General features: G+C 64.6%; 19 protein-coding genes and 1 riboswitch. Of the genes, 5 read left to right on the top strand and 14 right to left on the bottom strand.

Going from position 1 to position 16,390, the window contains the following annotated elements; genetic code table 11:
* Positions 1-4: 4 nt before the first annotated feature.
* The 7 genes from ACK56M_RS15715 to ACK56M_RS15685 form a co-directional block, all read right to left on the bottom strand.
* Positions 5-619: a response regulator transcription factor gene (locus ACK56M_RS15715; protein ID WP_015270527.1), complete on the bottom strand. Its 615-nt coding sequence runs from the start codon at positions 617-619 to the stop codon at positions 5-7.
* A 219-nt stretch (positions 620-838) separates the two neighbouring features.
* Complete coding sequence (locus ACK56M_RS15710; RefSeq protein ID WP_013972792.1) at positions 839-1,081, bottom strand: DUF1272 domain-containing protein; 243 nt, start codon at positions 1,079-1,081, stop codon at positions 839-841.
* Between the two features lie 66 nt (positions 1,082-1,147).
* Complete coding sequence (cobM, locus tag ACK56M_RS15705; RefSeq protein ID WP_015270526.1) at positions 1,148-1,900, bottom strand: precorrin-4 C(11)-methyltransferase; 753 nt, start codon at positions 1,898-1,900, stop codon at positions 1,148-1,150.
* 33 nt (positions 1,901-1,933) lie between these two features.
* A complete protein-coding gene (locus ACK56M_RS15700) occupies positions 1,934-2,320 on the bottom strand; it encodes a cobalamin biosynthesis protein (RefSeq protein WP_015270525.1) in 387 nt (128 codons plus the stop codon).
* A complete protein-coding gene (locus ACK56M_RS15695) occupies positions 2,320-3,006 on the bottom strand; it encodes a CbtA family protein (RefSeq protein ID WP_015270524.1) in 687 nt (228 codons plus the stop codon). The genes ACK56M_RS15700 and ACK56M_RS15695 overlap by 1 nt, the downstream gene beginning before the upstream one ends.
* A 10-nt stretch (positions 3,007-3,016) precedes the next feature.
* On the bottom strand, positions 3,017-3,205 hold the full coding sequence (locus ACK56M_RS15690; protein ID WP_003258255.1) for a CbtB domain-containing protein: 189 nt from the start codon (positions 3,203-3,205) through the stop codon (positions 3,017-3,019).
* Between the two features lie 92 nt (positions 3,206-3,297).
* Positions 3,298-3,521: riboswitch (cobalamin riboswitch) on the bottom strand.
* A gap of 410 nt (positions 3,522-3,931) precedes the next feature.
* A complete protein-coding gene (locus ACK56M_RS15685) occupies positions 3,932-4,411 on the bottom strand; it encodes a GNAT family N-acetyltransferase (RefSeq protein WP_100414069.1) in 480 nt (159 codons plus the stop codon).
* 133 nt (positions 4,412-4,544) lie between these two features.
* On the opposite strand from ACK56M_RS15685, the gene ACK56M_RS15680 reads away from it, so the two are divergent.
* The 5 genes from ACK56M_RS15680 to ACK56M_RS15660 all read left to right on the top strand — a co-directional run bounded on the left by ACK56M_RS15680 (position 4,545) and on the right by ACK56M_RS15660 (position 8,608).
* Positions 4,545-5,165 carry a LysE family translocator gene (locus ACK56M_RS15680; RefSeq protein WP_015270522.1) on the top strand — a complete coding sequence of 207 codons (621 nt, stop codon included), beginning with the start codon at positions 4,545-4,547 and terminating at the stop codon, positions 5,163-5,165.
* A 21-nt stretch (positions 5,166-5,186) separates the two neighbouring features.
* Positions 5,187-6,071, top strand: a complete 885-nt coding sequence (locus ACK56M_RS15675; protein ID WP_100414068.1) for an alpha/beta fold hydrolase — start codon at positions 5,187-5,189, stop codon at positions 6,069-6,071.
* Between the two features lie 120 nt (positions 6,072-6,191).
* On the top strand, positions 6,192-7,079 hold the full coding sequence (locus tag ACK56M_RS15670) for a pirin family protein (RefSeq protein WP_015270520.1): 888 nt from the start codon (positions 6,192-6,194) through the stop codon (positions 7,077-7,079).
* Between the two features lie 154 nt (positions 7,080-7,233).
* Positions 7,234-8,163 carry a DNA-3-methyladenine glycosylase family protein gene (locus tag ACK56M_RS15665; protein WP_100414067.1) on the top strand — a complete coding sequence of 310 codons (930 nt, stop codon included), beginning with the start codon at positions 7,234-7,236 and terminating at the stop codon, positions 8,161-8,163.
* Positions 8,164-8,347: 184 nt separating this feature from the next.
* The gene (locus ACK56M_RS15660; RefSeq protein ID WP_043935665.1) at positions 8,348-8,608 is read left to right on the top strand and encodes a DUF1652 domain-containing protein; all 261 of its coding nucleotides are present in this window, start codon (positions 8,348-8,350) and stop codon (positions 8,606-8,608) included.
* A 19-nt stretch (positions 8,609-8,627) separates the two neighbouring features.
* Here the strand turns inward: ACK56M_RS15660 and ACK56M_RS15655 are convergent, their stop codons facing one another.
* The 7 genes from ACK56M_RS15655 to ACK56M_RS15625 form a co-directional block, all read right to left on the bottom strand.
* Positions 8,628-9,242 carry a Yip1 family protein gene (locus ACK56M_RS15655; RefSeq protein ID WP_015270517.1) on the bottom strand — a complete coding sequence of 205 codons (615 nt, stop codon included), beginning with the start codon at positions 9,240-9,242 and terminating at the stop codon, positions 8,628-8,630.
* 96 nt (positions 9,243-9,338) lie between these two features.
* A complete protein-coding gene (locus ACK56M_RS15650) occupies positions 9,339-9,626 on the bottom strand; it encodes a hypothetical protein (RefSeq protein ID WP_013972780.1) in 288 nt (95 codons plus the stop codon).
* Positions 9,627-9,793: 167 nt separating this feature from the next.
* Positions 9,794-10,441: a DNA oxidative demethylase AlkB gene (gene alkB / locus ACK56M_RS15645; RefSeq protein ID WP_264209469.1), complete on the bottom strand. Its 648-nt coding sequence runs from the start codon at positions 10,439-10,441 to the stop codon at positions 9,794-9,796.
* A gap of 226 nt (positions 10,442-10,667) precedes the next feature.
* Positions 10,668-12,113: a curlin-associated protein gene (locus ACK56M_RS15640; protein ID WP_015270515.1), complete on the bottom strand. Its 1,446-nt coding sequence runs from the start codon at positions 12,111-12,113 to the stop codon at positions 10,668-10,670.
* Between the two features lie 16 nt (positions 12,114-12,129).
* Positions 12,130-12,603, bottom strand: a complete 474-nt coding sequence (locus tag ACK56M_RS15635) for a curlin-associated protein (protein WP_015270514.1) — start codon at positions 12,601-12,603, stop codon at positions 12,130-12,132.
* 15 nt (positions 12,604-12,618) lie between these two features.
* Positions 12,619-14,850 (bottom strand): Ig-like domain-containing protein, encoded by a 2,232-nt coding sequence (locus ACK56M_RS15630; RefSeq protein ID WP_015270513.1) that lies wholly within the window; start codon positions 14,848-14,850, stop codon positions 12,619-12,621.
* 32 nt (positions 14,851-14,882) lie between these two features.
* On the bottom strand, positions 14,883-16,211 hold the full coding sequence (locus ACK56M_RS15625) for a hypothetical protein (RefSeq protein ID WP_191472651.1): 1,329 nt from the start codon (positions 16,209-16,211) through the stop codon (positions 14,883-14,885).
* Between the last annotated feature and the right edge of the window lie 179 nt (positions 16,212-16,390).

Genomic DNA, 16,390 nt, shown 5'->3' with positions numbered 1-16,390 from the left:
GCGCTCAGTAGACGCTGTTGCGCTTGGCCAGGTCGACCATTTCAACCAGTGATTCGGTCTTGAGCTTTTCCATGATGCGGCCCCGGTAGGTGCTTATGGTCTTGGCGCTGAGGTTCATGCAGGTGCCGATATTCTTGTTGTTCTCGCCGCGCGCCAGGCGCCGCAGCACCTCCATTTCCCGGTTGGACAGGCTGGACAGGCGCACTGGCTCGCTTTCCAGCGAGTTGCTGTTGACCGACATCTGCGGGAAGGTCGAGTAGCCCTTGACCAGCGCTTTCAGGGCAAACAGCAACGCCTCGTGGTCTTCTTCCTTGGTGACAAAAGCGCCGATGCCAGCATCCAGGCAGCGCCGCACATACAGGTCGGTGGCCTGGCCGGTCAGCACCATGATCTTGGGCGCCGGCTCCAGGCATTGCAGGCGCTTTATCACTTCCATGCCATCCAGGCCGGGCAGGCCGATGTCGAGAATTACCACATCCGGTCGCAGGTCGCGGGCCACCTGCGCCACCTCGCTGCCATTGCCGACCTCGCCGACAACACGGAAGCGCTCGCGTTCGAGCAACATGCGCAAGGACAGCCGGACGATGGGGTGGTCGTCGACGATCAGCACGGTAGTCATGAAGAAAACTCCTGTCAGGATGTGGTCCGCTTCCTGGATCACTCAGGAATACGTCTGCAAGTGGGGTTATCGGAAGCGCTGCACGATACGACCATTCCCGAAATTTGGTAATGCCGAGTATAGAAGTGTTGAAAGTCCACGTGCTTGTTGTTGAAAAGTCCTACAAAAAGTGGGAAAGACATCACCCTGGCAAAGCGGCGATGCCTGTTTTTGTAGTCGTCATGCGCAGGCGGAGTGTGATTTGCTCACGCGCTGGGTTGAGGCGGGGTTGTTGGCCAGTGCCTGGCCGACCCGTGTCGGGCGTGCCACCAGCTGGCCGGTGCAGTTCGGGCAGCGGCCCTGGAAACGGGTTTCGGCGCAGGTGCGGCAGAAGGTGCATTCGAAGGAGCAGATCAGCGCATCGGGGCTGTCACCCGGCAGATCGGTATCGCAGCACTCGCAGTTTGGGCGTAGGTCCAGCATGGGCATGACTCCTGTTTGCAGGCGGGAAACCGGAGTCTGCTACGCCTGCGGCGAACCTGGCAATGCTCAGTCGCCAGGGCGATACAGGTGGGCGTGCCCGGCGCGATACAAGGCCGATTCAGCAAACGGTGTGTCGCCCAGCACGTGGCCCACAAGGATCAGCGCCGTGCGCCGGAAATCCTTGGCCGCGACGCGTTCCACGATATCGCCGAGGGTACCGCGCACCCAGTCCTGGTCCGGCCAGGTGGCACGATGCACCACCGCCACCGGGCAGTGCGTGCCGTAGTGCGGCAGCAGTTCTTCGACGATACGCGACAGGTGCTTGACCCCCAGGTGAATCGCCAGGGTGCTGCCATGGCGCGCCAGCTCGCCCAGCTGCTCGCCGGGCGGCATCGGCGAGCTGTCACCATAGCGGGTGAGGATAACGGTCTGCGCTACCTGGGGCAGGGTCAGTTCGCAGCCGAGCAGGGCGGCGCTGGCCGCTGTAGCGGTGACCCCGGGGATGATCTGGTAATCGATGCCCAGCGTTTGCAGATGGCGGATCTGCTCGCCGATGGCGCCGTACAGGCTGGGGTCGCCACTGTGTACCCGAGCCACATCCTGGCCTTGCTCATGCGCACTGCGCATGGCGGCGATGATCTGTTCCAAATGCAGTTCGGCACTGTTGATCACGGTCTCGGCCTGGTGGCCCTCGAGCACGGCGGCCGGCACCAGCGAGCCGGCATAGATGATCACCGGGCACTGGCGGATCAGCCGTTGGCCCTTGACCGTGATCAGTTCCGGGTCGCCGGGGCCGGCGCCGATGAAGTAGACCGTCATGGTAAGTCCTTGCAGGAAAGAGGGGTGAAACGTTCAACAGGCCAGGGCGAGAGTAGCCGGGCCCAGTACCTGGCGCGTCAGCAGCAACCTGGCCGTGCCGAGCCGCTGGCTGGCTAGGGCCAGTGCCGCACTCTCCGCCACGCCCCAGCAGCCACAGTGGGCATGGGCAGCGGCGGAGCGGTGGCTGAGCTGGAGTTCGTAGGGTTGCAACTGCGCGGTATCGTACAACACCAAAGGCAGGCCGAGGCGTTCGGACAGTTGCTGCAAGCCGGGCTCGTCGGCCTTCAGGCTGATGCTGGCGATGCCTTGCAGGTCGGCCAACGCCAGGCCCTGGGTGGCCAGGGCCTGGCGCAGCAAGATTTCCAGCGTATCCGCCGGGCAACCCCGACGACAGCCGAAGCCGGCGTAGAAGGCAGGCATCAGGCCTGGCTGGAGCGCCGGAACAGCCAGGCGCTGATCAGGCCCAGGGCCAGCCAGAATGCGGCGTTGGTCAGCCAGGAGGCCACTTTGAACTGGGTTTCCAAGGCGGCGGGGGCCAGGCTCTCGTGCACCTCGGGTTGCGGCGCACCGATCACATGGGGAATGACCAGCAGCACAGCGCCCAGCGCCTTCAGCAACCAGTGGCGAGCGAACACCAACAGGGCCAGGCCCAGCGCGGTGGCACTGGCGGTGCCGATCCACCAGGCCTGGCGTTGCCCCAGGTCGGCTGCGGCAGTACCTGGCAGTTCCGGCGGCAGGCCCAGGGTCGGGGCCAGGCAGAACACGGCGAAGCCGGCCAGGCCCCAGAGTGCGCCGGTGCCGGCTCGCTTGGGTTCACGCAGGCTGTACAGGGCGGTGAGAATCAGGGCGAAGCCGACCGCGACCACCAGGTTGCCGCCGGTGGTGGACAGCACTCGCTGCCAGCCGTCTTCAGGTGCCCAGGCCTCGGCGCTGTGTTCATGCGCTGCCACTTCGCCGGCATGCTCGTGCTCGGCGACGGGGGCCGAGGATTCGTAGGTTTCTGCCTCGAGAATCAGCGGGGCGACCCAAAAGCTCTGCAGCAAGGTCAGCAGCAAGGCCGCCAGCAACCCGCTGAAGCCCGCGGTGCGGGCAATGCGTGTGATCATCGGGTTGTACTCAGTGGCAGGGGAATGCGGCGCTGTGGCGGGTGTCGTGGGCGGCGTTGTGCACGGCCTCGATGTGCGAAAAGCCGGCGAAGTACACCAGGCACAGGCCCAGCAGGCTGGCGCCGATGGCGATGACGACACGCTGGCTGAGGGTGACGGGGGTGGTAATGCTGTGTTGCTTGGCGCTGGTGACGGGCATGACGCGTTCCTCTGCTTTTTGTGGGCAACGGGCAAGCGCGGCAGCCCCGAGCGTGGCAGCCCAGGGGAATGCAACAGCGCCCGCCCACCGCGGGGTGTTCATGAACGCCAGGCCGGTCTCCGGGCTTGCGAGGAGGAGCCAGGCTCCTGGAAAGCGTCACCTTCCCATGCCGGGGATCAGGCACAGTGGTACAGACGCTTCGCTCGCTTACCGTTGCGGGGGCAGCACCGGCCTTGTCCGGCCCTGCTGGAGGGCCTGTGACGCACCGGTTTCCCGTTTCACCCCCATCGGGGGCACCTGAACGCGAGGCATAAGGAGACCATGGGGCGGGGCTGGCGTCAATTGCCCTGATGATAGGGCTTTGGTTTTGCAGTGCCTGGGAGATCGAGCGCCGCCCGCGCGGCGCTTCGCGGCACAAGGCCGCTCCTACATCTGTTTCCGGCCAATTACTCCTGTGAGTTCACCTCTGTCCGTCTTGTTTGTTCCATTCGATATCGAGGGGCGCACGACTGCTCCTCATCAATCTTCAGCCAAGCACCAAGGCTGCAACCCACCTGGCACAGGAGTAATTGGCCGGAAACAGATGTAGGAGCGGCCTTGTGCCGCGAAGCGCCGCGCGGGCGGCGCTCGATCTCCCAGGCGCTGAAAAGCTCAAGGCATGCGCACTCAAGCCCTCATGTAAGCCGGTTCGGCCTGTAGTGGTCTATGCCGTGAGCATCCACCCGGTCAGCCCCGGGCAAACGCCGCAAGCTTGTCCCCGTCCAGCCGGTAGCGCACCCACTCATCCTGCGCTTCGGCCCCCAGCTTCTGATAGAAGCCGATAGCCGGCTTGTTCCAGTCCAGAACGCTCCATTCCAGCCGTCCGCAATTCTTCGCCACCGCCTCGCGGGCGATGTGCCGCAGCAATTGCCGCCCGGCACCGTCGCCGCGCTGCTCGGGCGTTATGTACAGGTCTTCCAGGTAGATGCCGTTGCGCCCGAGCCAGGTCGAGTAGCTATAGAAATACACGGCAAAGCCGATTGCCCGGCCATCGCGCTCGCACATCAGGCTATGCACGGTGCTGCCCTCGCCAAAAAGGCTGTGCTCGATATCGGCAACGCTCGCGATCACCTCGTGGCGGGCGCGTTCGTACTCTGCCAGCTCGGTGATGAAGGCAAGTATCTGCTCGGCGTCGTCGCGAACGGCAGGACGGATGGTGAGGCTCATGGGACGGCTTCCTTGATCTGATGGTAGCGGTACAGCGATGTGTATCTACACAATTTCGTTAAACTGTACCGGTCGCAGAGGAGGGCGACTCCGTTAGTGTGACAGCACCCATAAAAAAAGTGGATTGCCTGCCATGCTTGCCTCTGCCGACCTGCTGACCGCCTTCGTGCTGTTCGCCTTCGTGTCTTCCATCACTCCCGGCCCCAACAACACCATGCTGCTTGCCTCCGGGGTGAATTTCGGTGTGCGTCGCTCGATCCCGCACGCCCTGGGCATCAGTGTCGGTTTCATGGTGATGGTGCTGGCTGTCGGCCTGGGCCTGGGCGAGGTGTTCAAGGCCTGGCCGGCGCTGTATACGGTATTGCGTTACACCGGTGCCGCCTACCTGCTGTACCTGGCCTGGAAGATCGCCACCTCCGGGCCGGTCGGCACAGCTTCGTCCAGTGCCCGCAAACCGCTGGGCTTCTGGGGAGCGGCGGCATTCCAGTGGGTCAACCCCAAGGCCTGGGTGATGGCAGTCGGGGCAATCACCACCTACACGCCGGCGCAGGGCTATGTGACCAACGTCATTGTCATTGCTGCCTTGTTCGCCCTGGTCAACCTGCCGAGCGTCGGGGTGTGGGTGATGTTCGGCAGCGCCCTGCGCAACTTGTTGCAGAACCCGCGCTGGCTGATGCTGTTCAATGTCCTGATGGCCTTGTTGCTGGTGATTTCACTGTACCCGCTGCTGTTTGTAGAATCAGCGTTTTCCTGACCCCGCGAGTACGGTAAGCCGATGCAGTTGATCCCCTGGTCTCACGAATGCGCCGAAGGCTTCACCCTGCGGGGCTGGCGAACCCCGGCCAGTGGCAAGCCGTTGCTGCATTTTCTGCACGGCAACGGCTTCTGCTGCCTGGCCTACCAGCCATTGCTGATGCGCCTGGGCGAACATTTCGACCTGTGGCTCAGCGATGTGCAGGGCCATGGTGACAGCGACCATGGCGGGGTGTTCCGTGGCTGGAACCGGACCGCTGCGCTGGCGGTGGAGACTTTTGCCGCCGGGCGAGGCGAGTATGGTGACGTACCGCGCTTTGCCGTCGGGCACAGTTTCGGTGGCGTGCTCACCGGCCTGATCCTGGCCAGTGAACCGCAACTGTTCACGCGTGCCGTGCTGCTCGACCCGGTACTGTTCAGCCGGCGCATGCTGGGTGTGATGGGGATGGCAGCCCTGGTCGGCTTGCACCAGCGCCATGCCCTGGCGCGCAAGGCTGCCAGCCGTCGCAGCCATTGGCCCGACCGCGAGGCAGCCCTGGCTTCGCTGCATGGGCGGGGTATCTTCAAGGGGTGGACCGATGCGGCGCTGCGGGCCTACGTGGAGCATGCCATTGGCGACTGTGGCGAAGCGGTGGTGCTCAAGTGCCGGCCCAGCCGCGAAGTGGAAATATTCAGTTCGTTCCCCAAGCGCATGTGGGCGAGCCTGGCGGCAATCCGTACGCCCACGCGGGTGCTGTACGGCGAGCACACCTACCCCTTCGTACCGCATTCGGTAAATCGCCTGGTGGCGCTCAACCCTAAGGTCAGCGGCAGGCAGGTTGCAGGTGGGCACTGCTTCATGCAGGAGCATCCTGAGGCGTGTGCCGAAGAAGTGCAGGCCTTCCTGCTTCAGGGACCGGCGGGATAGTTTTTTCAGGCAGCTGGCTGTGGATTGTCCTTTAAATGAGACGATGCATGCCATTTTAGCCGGCTATTGCCTGATTGGTCTCACTGGTAAGGTTATCTCAACCAAGAGAGGAGCCTTCTCATGAAAACGATTCTGGGTATTCACCGCAGCCCCCACGCCCACTGGGTAGGTGATGGTTTCCCGGTGCGCAGCCTGTTCACCTACGACAACCTGGCCAGCAAGATCAGCCCGTTCCTGCTGCTGGACTATGCCGGCCCTCATGACTTCACCCCGACCAGTGCGCGGCGTGGCGTTGGCCAGCACCCGCACCGCGGCTTCGAGACCGTGACCATCGTCTACCAGGGCGAACTGGAACACCGTGACTCCACCGGCGCTGGCGGCTTGATCGGCCCTGGCGACGTGCAGTGGATGACTGCTGCCAATGGCATCATCCACGAAGAGTTCCATTCCCCAGGTTTCGCCCGTTCTGGCGGTACGCTGGAGATGGTACAGCTGTGGGTCAACCTGCCGGCGCGGGACAAGCGCGCAGCGGCCGGCTACCAGACGCTGCTGGCCAAGGACATCCCGGTGGTGACGCTGGACGGCGAGGGCGGCAGCCTGCGAGTGATTGCCGGTGACTATCGTGGGCATTCGGGGCCGGCGCGGACCTTTACTGCGATGGATGTCTGGGACCTGCGCCTGAATGCCGGTGCAGCCTTGCAACTGCCGGTCGCCGCTGGGCGCAATGCGGCGCTGGTGGTGTTGCGCGGCAACGTGCGGATTAACGGCGAGCGAGAAGCCGGCCCATCCAGCCTGGTGCTGTTTGACCGGGGCGGCGAGGATGTCGCTATCGAAGCGCTGGAAGGTGCCAGCTTGCTGCTGCTAAGCGGTGAACCGATCGATGAGCCGATCGTGGGCTATGGCCCGTTCGTGATGAACAGCCAGGCGGAAATTGCCGAGTCGTTCGACGACTTCCATGCCGGGCGGTTCGGGCAGATGCAGGATGCACGGGACGGTGCGGCGCATTGATCCTGGTTGATTGAATGGCTTGTCCGGCCCTATCGCCGGCAAGCCAGCTCCCACAGGTACAGCGACAATCTCGAGAGCAACGCTGTACCTGTGGGAGCTGGCTTGCCGGCGATAGGGCCGGTACAGGTTTTACTTTTGCTGGCATGATGCAGCCATGCCAAAGCTCACCCCCCTGCACGCCGTACGCCGATCATTGCCCACCCCCGGCCACCACACCTTGTGGCTGCGCTACCGTGCTCCTTACCACTGGCCCTCGACCCTGGCCTTCCTCGCTGCCCGCTGCATCCCCGGCATCGAGACCTGCCTCGACGGCACCTACCGCCGCACCCTGGTAATTGCCGGCCGACACGCCGTCTTGCACGCCACACCTTCGGGCAGCCAGTACCTGCGGGTCCGCCTTGAAGGCGTCCCGGCCCACGCGCTACCCGGCCTGACCGCCAGACTGAGGCGATTTTTCGACCTCGACGCCGATCCCGTGCGCATCAATGCCGAACTGTCCCGCGATCCACTGATGGCGCGCCTGCTACGGGAGCGTCCAGGCTTGCGGGTGCCACAAGGCTGGGACGCCTGCGAACAGGCAATGCGCACTGTGCTGGGCCAGCAAGTCAGTGTGGCCGGGGCCATGACTTTGGCCGGCCGCCTGGTGCAACGCCACGGCGTGCCCTTGCGCTGGCCCGCACCCGGCCTGAGCCACGTATTCCCGGCGTTGCCGGTATTGGCAGCTGCGAAATTCGATGGCATGGGCATGCCGCGAGCGCGCGCCGCCACCCTGGGCACGCTGGCCAATGCATTGCTCGCCGAGCCCAGGTTGCTGCGCCGCGGGCAGGTGCTGGATGAACTGCTGCGCAACCTGTGCCAGCTCAAGGGTATCGGCCCCTGGAGTGCGCACTACCTGGCATTGCGCCAGGCCGGCGCGGCCGATGCCTTGCCGCTGGGCGATGTGGCGCTGATCAAGGCGTTGCGCCTGCTCGAAGGCGAGGATGCCCAACTTGCGCAACGAGCCCTGGCGTGGCGACCGTGGCGAGCCTATGCGGCACAGCATCTTTGGGCATCGCTGGGGCCTGCCGGGACCGCTCGTCGCTAAGTCTGCCATTGCGTTCGAACGCCCAGCCCGCGCAGGCAATCTTCCACTAAGGTGCTAGAGGATTCCCTGCATGATCATTGCCCAGGCGCATGAGCGCCTGCCCCGGCATGCGCAATATCAATTGGCACCTCGCCCGACAAAGGCGTACTCACACAACAGGCCATCCCAAAGAGAGGGTCGTACCATGTCGTTGATAGGAGTTTCGATGCTAGAAATGCGGCAGATGATCGAGCAGGCCTGCCTGCCCGACCGTTGCGAAGTCAGCTGCACGGATGGCGCCAACCTGACCATACGCCTGGGTCAGGGCCAGAGCCTTGACGAGGGCGTGACCCTGAGCGGGGTCCCCCTGCAAAGCCTCAACAGTTGCCGTGACCTGGTCAACCTGGTGGGGCAGCTGCACGCGCTGCGTGCCAGCCACCCGGCGACACTCAAGGCGATTGCCTGAGGCGCCTGCCGCGCCCCGGTCAGCCCACGCTGGCCGGGCGCACATATTCCGGCATCAGGCCGTTGAACCAGAACAGGATCATCGCCACCAGGATGGTGACCAGCAGCAGTAACCCCACCCCCCACACGCAGGTCGCGAACAGCATGGCCTGTTCCTTCTTCAGCCGCAGGAAGGTCTGCAATCCGCCATACAGCAACACGCTGGCATACGCCGAGGCAGCCAGCAGTGCCGCCAGCGCCAGCCAGCGGATCGGTAGCAGGCCGACCACCCCGGCAAAGAACCATGGTGTTGCGCAGTAGGCGGCAAAGCCGATGCACTGGTTGAGGCTGGGCTGTGCATCGAAACCGCGCGACATCCAGCGGATCATCGTGCCCATCAACATTACCCCGACGACCGTTGTGGCGTAGAGCAAGCCCGCCAGTTGGGCGGCGCTGGTCATGCTCAGGCGCACCCGTTCCTCGGCCGCCAGGCTCCAGCCGAAGGTGGTCGTGCCGACGAACAGGCACACAGCGGGGATCAGTGCCAGGGCCAACAGGCGCGGCAGATATTGCTGCGGGTGGTCTTCCTCGGCCCGGCGGATTTCCAGCCAGGCGTCGGCGGGGTGAGTGAAGAGCTTGAGCAACGGACTGTTCATTGACGTTCTCCGCGTTCTTCGGCAGGCATGGGCCCTTTTGCTATGGAGACGTGACGCGCCCGGTGGGTTCAGCCGGGTTGATCGCCGTTGATCGTCTTACAGCAGCTCCAGCAGCAGGTTCAGGCCGCCATCACCGCACTTGCCCTGGTCGCGGACCACTCCGTGGTAACTGCGCCCGTCCCAGACGAAGGCCACGCTGTGGGCGCGGTCGACCTTGTCGGGCAGGGGCGGGCAGATGTGCAGGCGCAGGCCGGGGCGGCCTTGCAGGTCGAGGGCGGCGAGTTGGCACTGGCACTCCACGCTTTGCGCCACCGGGCCGAACAGGGTGTCGCGTACGTAATCGAGCTGTAGTGAGGCATTGGGCGCGCGGCAGGGCATTTTCATGGGCGCGCGGCTCCGCTTTGAGAGGGCGGGGAACAGGGCTGGTAGGGCATGGCGGGCTCCAGGCTGAACAGGGCATGGCATATCGTTTGAAGCTTGCCAGGCCAAGATGTTCAACCTGTTTCATGCGCGTTCATCCTGTTTGCGCCGGTTACGGGCCGTTGGCCGCTTCAGCCACCGGCCTTGCGCAAGGTCAGGTTGATCCGCCGTTCACCCAGGCGCGGATGCACGCCAGGCTTGATCGGGAGCACGCCGTGAAAGCGCAGGCGGTCCTCGCCACCCCAGACCAGCACATCGCCATGGCTCAGCGGGATGCGCTGGGTCTTGTCGGTGCGCTGCAGGCCACCGAACAGGAACACCGCCGGCAAGCCCAGCGACACCGACACGATCGGCTGGCCGAAGTCCTGCTCGTCGCGGTCCTGGTGCAGGCTCAGGCGGGTGCCCGGCAGGTAATGGTTGACCAGGCAGGCATCCGGCACGAAACCGTCGAACCCGGCCATGGTCGCAGCGCGGGCGGCCAGTTCGAGCAACACGGGGGGCAGGGCGGGCCAAGGTTTGCCGCTGAGCGGGTCGCAGGGGGTGTAGCGGTAGCCGTGTTCGTCACTGACCCAACCCAGCGTGCCGCAGTTGGTCAGCCCTACCGCCATGCGCAGGCCGCCCGGGGTGTGCATGTGCCGGAACGGCGCGGCACGCAGCACCGGGCGCAGGGCATCGAGCAGGGCCTCGATCTCGGCCAGGGCGAAGCCGGGCAGCAGCACGGTATGGCTGGCCAGGCGTTGCGGCTGGGGGCCGAACAGGTCGAGGTCGGACTGGATCATGGGGCAGGCATCGGTTGGGGTGTGGACCATTGTAATGCGCTTGGCAGGCTTGGCCTATTCGCGGGCATGCCCGCTCCCACAGGGTTGGCGCAGGCTTTGACGGCGGTGGAGCACCTGTGGGAGCGGGCGTGCCCGCGAACAGGTCGGCAAGAAAAGAAGTTCTGACAGGAAAAAAAGGAACCGCGGCACCAGGGAGAGGAGCACCGCGGTTCAAGGGGGGAGCGATCTACTGCTGGGTCACAGTGGCCACGTTCGCACTGCCCAGTTGGCTGATGGTCGCGGTCTGCGTCACACCGCTCTGGTCGACATACGCCTTGTTGCCCTGGCCTCCCTGGGTCACGTAGGCAATGTTGTAGCTGTCAACCTGCTTGATGTTGGCTTCGTTGCCGCTACCGTACAGCTGGTTGGTGTAGCTCTGGTTGCTGTAGCCGGACTGGTCCAGGTTGATGACGTTGCCGTTGCCCTGGCTGTTGCCGTAGGCATAGTTGTCGGTGCCACGCTGGTCGGCGATCAGGATGTTGTCGGTGCCGTTCTGTTCGAAGTACAGCTCGTTGTTCATGTCGGCCTGCTTGGTCTCCATTTGGTTGCCGGTGCCTTTCTGGGTCAGCGTAGCCAGCTGGTTGTCACCGTTCTGGGTCAGGTTGACGCCGTTGCCATTGCCATTCTGGTTGATGGTGGCAGTCTGGTTGGTACCGAACTGGCCGCCCATCTTGGCGCCTTTCCAGTTGCTGGCGGTGACGCTGTTGCCAGTGCCCTTGGTGTTGATGGTCAGGTTGAGGTTTTCACCGTTCTGGTAGGTGAAATGCACGTTGTTGCTACCAGTCTGGGTGATGGTGGTGGTCGAGTTGCTGGTCTCGAACTGGTCCGACCAGCTGGCGTTGGCCGTGCCCTGTTGCGACAGGCTGACCTTGTTGTTCATGCCGAAGCTCTGGTCGATATAGCCTTCGTTCATCTGGCCGGACTGGGTCACTGATGCCTGGCTGGCGGTCTGGTTGTCCTGCCACACTTCCACCGAGTTGCCGCCACCGTACTGGCCAATGCCGATGGTGCCGCCGGTGCCGTCGCGCTGGTCGCCATACGCCCAGTTGCCCGTGCCATCCTGGTAGACCTGGATATCACCATCGACGTGGCTCAGGTGCTCGGCGGCGGCGTAGTTTTCCTGGCCGGTCTGGTTGATGCTGCTGCGGTTGTTGCTGCCACCAAAGATCTGCTCGATGAAAGCTTCGTTGCGCTGGCCGGATTGCCAGGAGGTGGCCTTGCTGCCTTCCTGGCTTTCCTGCCATACGGTCGAGGCGTTTTGCGCGCCTTGCTGGGTTTGCAGCGACTGGTTGTCCAAGCCCAGTGACTGGCTGGCGAAGGCATCGTTGTAGCTGCCGCTTGCGTGCTGGGTGACCTGGCTGCCGTTCTCGAACAGCTGGTCGGCGTAGCCTGCGTTGTATTGGCCGTTGGCGCTCTGCTGGATATCGCTGGTGCTATCCGATTGCACCGCCAGGTGGTTGTTGCCCTTGCCGGTCTGGGTCTGGGTAGCCGAAGCGAATGGCGCCAGGGACTGGCTGACTTCAGCGATGTTTTCCTTGCCATCCTGGGTCTGGGACGAGGTGCTGTCAGCAGCCATGGCCTGACCTGCGAGGGCCAGGACGATAGCGGCACTTAACGGAGCGAGCTTGTACATGGGGGTGCCTCCAGGTCTATCGGTATTGGGTTATCTGCACGTGCTGGCCATTGCCGGCCTGGGTCACGGAGCTGTTCAGGCCTGTGCCGGACTGCACGATGCTGGCGCTGTTGTCGTTGCCGATCTGCTCGATGGCCGCACTGTTGCTGCTGCCGGTCTGGCGGATCGACGCGCTGTTGCCATTCCCCTGTTGGCTGATGAGGGCCATCAGGTCACTGCCTTCCTGCAAGATGTACGCTTCCTGCGCGCCACCGGCCTGGACGATGCGGCCCAGCAGGGCCTGGCCGTTCTGGTCGAGGGCGGCGCGGTTGCCCGCGCCTTGCTGCTCGATCACCGCAGCCTGGCCGGCGCTGGCCGGCAGCAGGCGGATGATCACCGGTTCGCCGAGGTCGTTGCCGGGTGCGAGGTCGGCATTGTCCAGCAGGTCCTCGGCCCAGCAGGCCTGGCCCACCACGGCCAGGCCGAGCAGCAGGGAGTACAGGCGTCTCATTGCAACCTCCGGCCTTTACTGCACGGTTACGTTGACGGTGCGTGTGGTGCCCTGGCTGGTGGTGATCGTCGCCGTCGGTGCCGCAGTCGGGATGATCGTGGTGCTATTGCTCACCGCCAGGCGCCAGCGGCCGGTCAGCGCCACCGTGGCGGTGCCAAGGGTCTGTACGCCGGTAGTGGTGGTTACCCGCACGGTGACGGTATTGCCGGTGGTGACCGACGAGGTACCGCTGAGGTCCCAGTTGTAACGGTTGTTGGAGCGTGCCGTGACCGTGGCGGTCGTGACCGTGAAGGTTTCGGCGGCGGGCCGTGGCGATACGTTGACGGTGACGGTGCCGGCGTTGGACAGGGCCCCCAGCGAGTCACGAGCCTGGTAGGTGAAGGTAGTGGTGAAGGCCGTGGTCACCGTGGCCGGTGGGGTGTAGGTCACCGTGGTGCCGTCGGTACTGACGGTGCCCCGGCCGGCAGCCGGCTGGGTGACGGCAGCAACGCTCAGCGGTACGTTGCCTTCCGGATCGGTGTCGTTGGCCAGCACGTTGATGGTCAAAGGCACGCCCAGGGTGGCGACCGTTTCCGGGTTGGCGGTCGGGGCCTGGTTGGGCGCCACATTGATGGTGACCGTGGCCGGTTCCGACTTCAGGCCCTTGGCGTCCACTGCCCGGTAGCTGAAAGTGGCCACCACGGGTTGCGTGGCCCCGGCTGGCGGGGTGTAGGTGACCGAGGTGGTGCCGTTCATCACCACGCCGCCAAGACCGGTACCGGGCTGGGTGAGGTCGCTGATGGTAAGCGGTACGTTGCCATCCGGGTCGCTGTCGTTCTGCAGCAGGTTGAGGGTGATCGGGATGCCCACGCTGGTACTGCCGGTATCGGCCTGGGCCAGCGGCGGCTGGTTGGCCGCCTCGACCGGCGCGTTGCCGACCACGACTACCGGTTCGACATCGCTGCCGCCGCGTGCCGACTTCACCGTGATGGTGGCTGGTGGCTGCGGCACGTCGTTGACGGTCAGGCTCTGCAGCGTGCCCGCCTTGGACAGGCGACCGTAGCCTTGGGCGATCAGGTCCGGGACCGCCACTTCGTCACTGGAACTGGCCTCGATCAACAGGCGCTTGTTGGCCCAGTCGTAGCGTGCGGTGCCGACCTTGACCACGTCGGTGAGCTTGCTCGACAGCGCGGTTGGCTGGGTACCGCCGGCGCTGTCGCTGGCGGTGACCACCACCACTGCAGGCGGTGCTTCCTGGCCGAACTGCTGGTGGAAGAACAGCCCGTTGTTGTCGGCGGTGAGGGTGTACTGGCACGGCGAGGGCGGGGTGCCGACCAGGGCAATGCCATTGCGCATGCACAGGCTGGCTGCGCTGGGCGCCTTGGCGAACACTTCCGTACGAGTGCCGGTGGCATTGCGCGAATAGGTGGCGCGTTCCAGGCTGACCGGGGTCTGGGCCCGTTGGTCGAGTACCTTGCCTGAAACAGTGAAGGTGTTGGTCTGGATGGTGCCAGCGGGGCCTTGAATGCGCACGAAATTGGTATTGAAGGGGCTGCCGGTCACCGCCTCGGTGATATTGGGGTCGCCGATGTAGGTTTCGATGGCGCCGGTATCGGGGTTGACCTCGGTGTAAGGCCCGCCAACACCCTTCAGCCAAGGGCCGATCGCCCCCGCCAGCGCTCCCCGGAAGTTGCCTGGTGCGCCAATGCCAATGTCCCGGGTGATGTTGATCGCCCGACGCCCCGCCGTGGTGACGTTGACCGTCTCCACCCCGTAGGGATGGGTGATGGTGTAGGTACCGGTACTTGGAACCGAAGCACGGATGCGGATCCGCGCGAAGCTTTGCTGGTCACCATCGACAGGGTTTTCGGCGGCGAAGGCAGCCTCCACCCCGGCTACATAAACCTCCAGTTCATAGCCGCTGTTGCCGACCTGCGGAATGGCGGTTTCCGCCAGGAACCAGAACATCTCGGGCGGCCAGTTGTCCGGGAACACCAGCGGCAGGGCATCGTCATAGATGCCAGGCTCGGGCAACAAGGTACACATGTAGGCCGGTGCCCCCGGCGCGCCTGGCGCACGCGTACTGGTAGCACGGGACTGGCACAGCTCCAGGGACTGGTCGAGGCTGTCCTTGTACCACATCGGATAGCCACCGGTGGCGAAGGTGTAGGGCCCCGGGTCGACATCGGACAGCGCGGCAAACGCGGCGCTGGTAACGGTAAGGGAGAAACCGGCGGCCAACAGCGCACGGCGCGACCAAGTGTTCATGCTGCCTCCTTGAAGGCTGAGCCTTTGTCTGTTCATGGCACCAGCACCACGTCTTCGGTGTCGCTACCGCCGTTGGTACTGGTGACCTGCACCTTGGCCGGCGGGATCGGCGACAGGCTGGTGCTCAGCGTCTTCACGGCACCTGTGCCGCTCAGGTTGCCGATCAGCGCGCCGTTGCCGGTGTGTGCGGTGAGCACTGGCGGCGTGGTTTCGTCGCTGGTGCTGGCCACCAAGGTCAGCTCGCCGGTGGACAGACGGAACTGGGCCTGGGTGATAACGACCAGGTCGGTCAGCGGTACATTGGCGGTGGTCGGGCTGCTGGCAGGGATCGCCACGCTGTTGTCGGCGGTCAGCGTCAGGATCGTCCCGGCGGCCGGGTCGAGCACCGACTGGGCGTACCAGGCACCGGTACCGTTGGCCTCGGTGAGGTTCAGGTTGGGTGTCTGGCTGGTCAGGGTGACGCTGGCCGGTGGCGGCGGGGCCATCGCGAAGATGTCCTGCTGGGCGCGCAGGTCGCCGTTCTCGGTATGCCGCGAGTAGGTACTGCGTTGCGGCATCAGCGGGGTTGGCAGGGTCACTTCGGAAAGCTTGCCCGAAACCGCGAACAGCTCGGTGCGCAGGTCGATGCCGCCGGGGCCTTCGATGCGCACGTAGTTGGTATTGAAGGGGCTGCCGGTCACCCGTTCTTCCAGGTTCGGGTCGCCGATGAAGCGCTCGCTGCCTTCAGTGTAGGGGCCGTTGACACTGCGCAGGAACGGGCCGACATCGCCTTTCAGGGCGCCGGTGAAGTCGCCTGCGCCGGCAATGCCGATGTCGCGGGTCATGTTGATCGCCCGGCGCCCGGGCGCAGGTACGTCGAACACTTCGACGCCATAGGGGTGAGTGACCACGTAGGTGCCGGCGGTTGGCACGTCGACCCGGATACGCACCCGGGCGAAGCTGACCTGGTCGCCGTCGACCGGTTCTTCGGCGGCAAATGCCGCTTCGATCGCGGTGCCGTAGCTGAGGTCGATGCCGCGAGTGGCGTCTACGATGGCGGCGTCGGCGGTGAACCAGAACGCCTCGTCAGGGAAGTTGGTGGGGAAGACGATGGGTTGGGTATCGTCGAACACGCCGGGGGTGGGCAGCAGCGTGCACATGTACGAAGGTGCGCCGGGTGCGCCAGGCACACGCGAGCTGACCGCCTTCGTCAGGCACAGGTCGAGGGTACGACCGTGACTGTCCTGGTACCAGGCTGGGAAGCCACCGTTGGCGGGAACATAGGCGCCTGGATCGACAGCGTTCAAGGCAGCCTGCGCCGGGAGCTGGAGCATGCCGGCGAAAATCGCCACTGCCAGCGGGTGGGGTATCGGTCGGTGCATGAGTCATTTCCTCCTGCAAACGGGCCCATGGACTTGGGGCGTCTGGCAGGAGATCGGCAATAGGCGTGCCAAGCCGGAAAAAATGTGCTGCAGCCCTTGCAGGGCAAGGGATCCATTTCTCTTGCAAGGGCGATTGCAGGGGGTTGCCGTTGGGCACCGTGTCCCCAAGGTTGGGGACT

It is taken from the genome of Pseudomonas sp. s4, assembly GCF_046764235.1.
GTDB classification, from domain to species: domain Bacteria; phylum Pseudomonadota; class Gammaproteobacteria; order Pseudomonadales; family Pseudomonadaceae; genus Aquipseudomonas; species Aquipseudomonas asiatica.
This window is presented reverse-complemented; position numbering and strand designations above follow the sequence as displayed.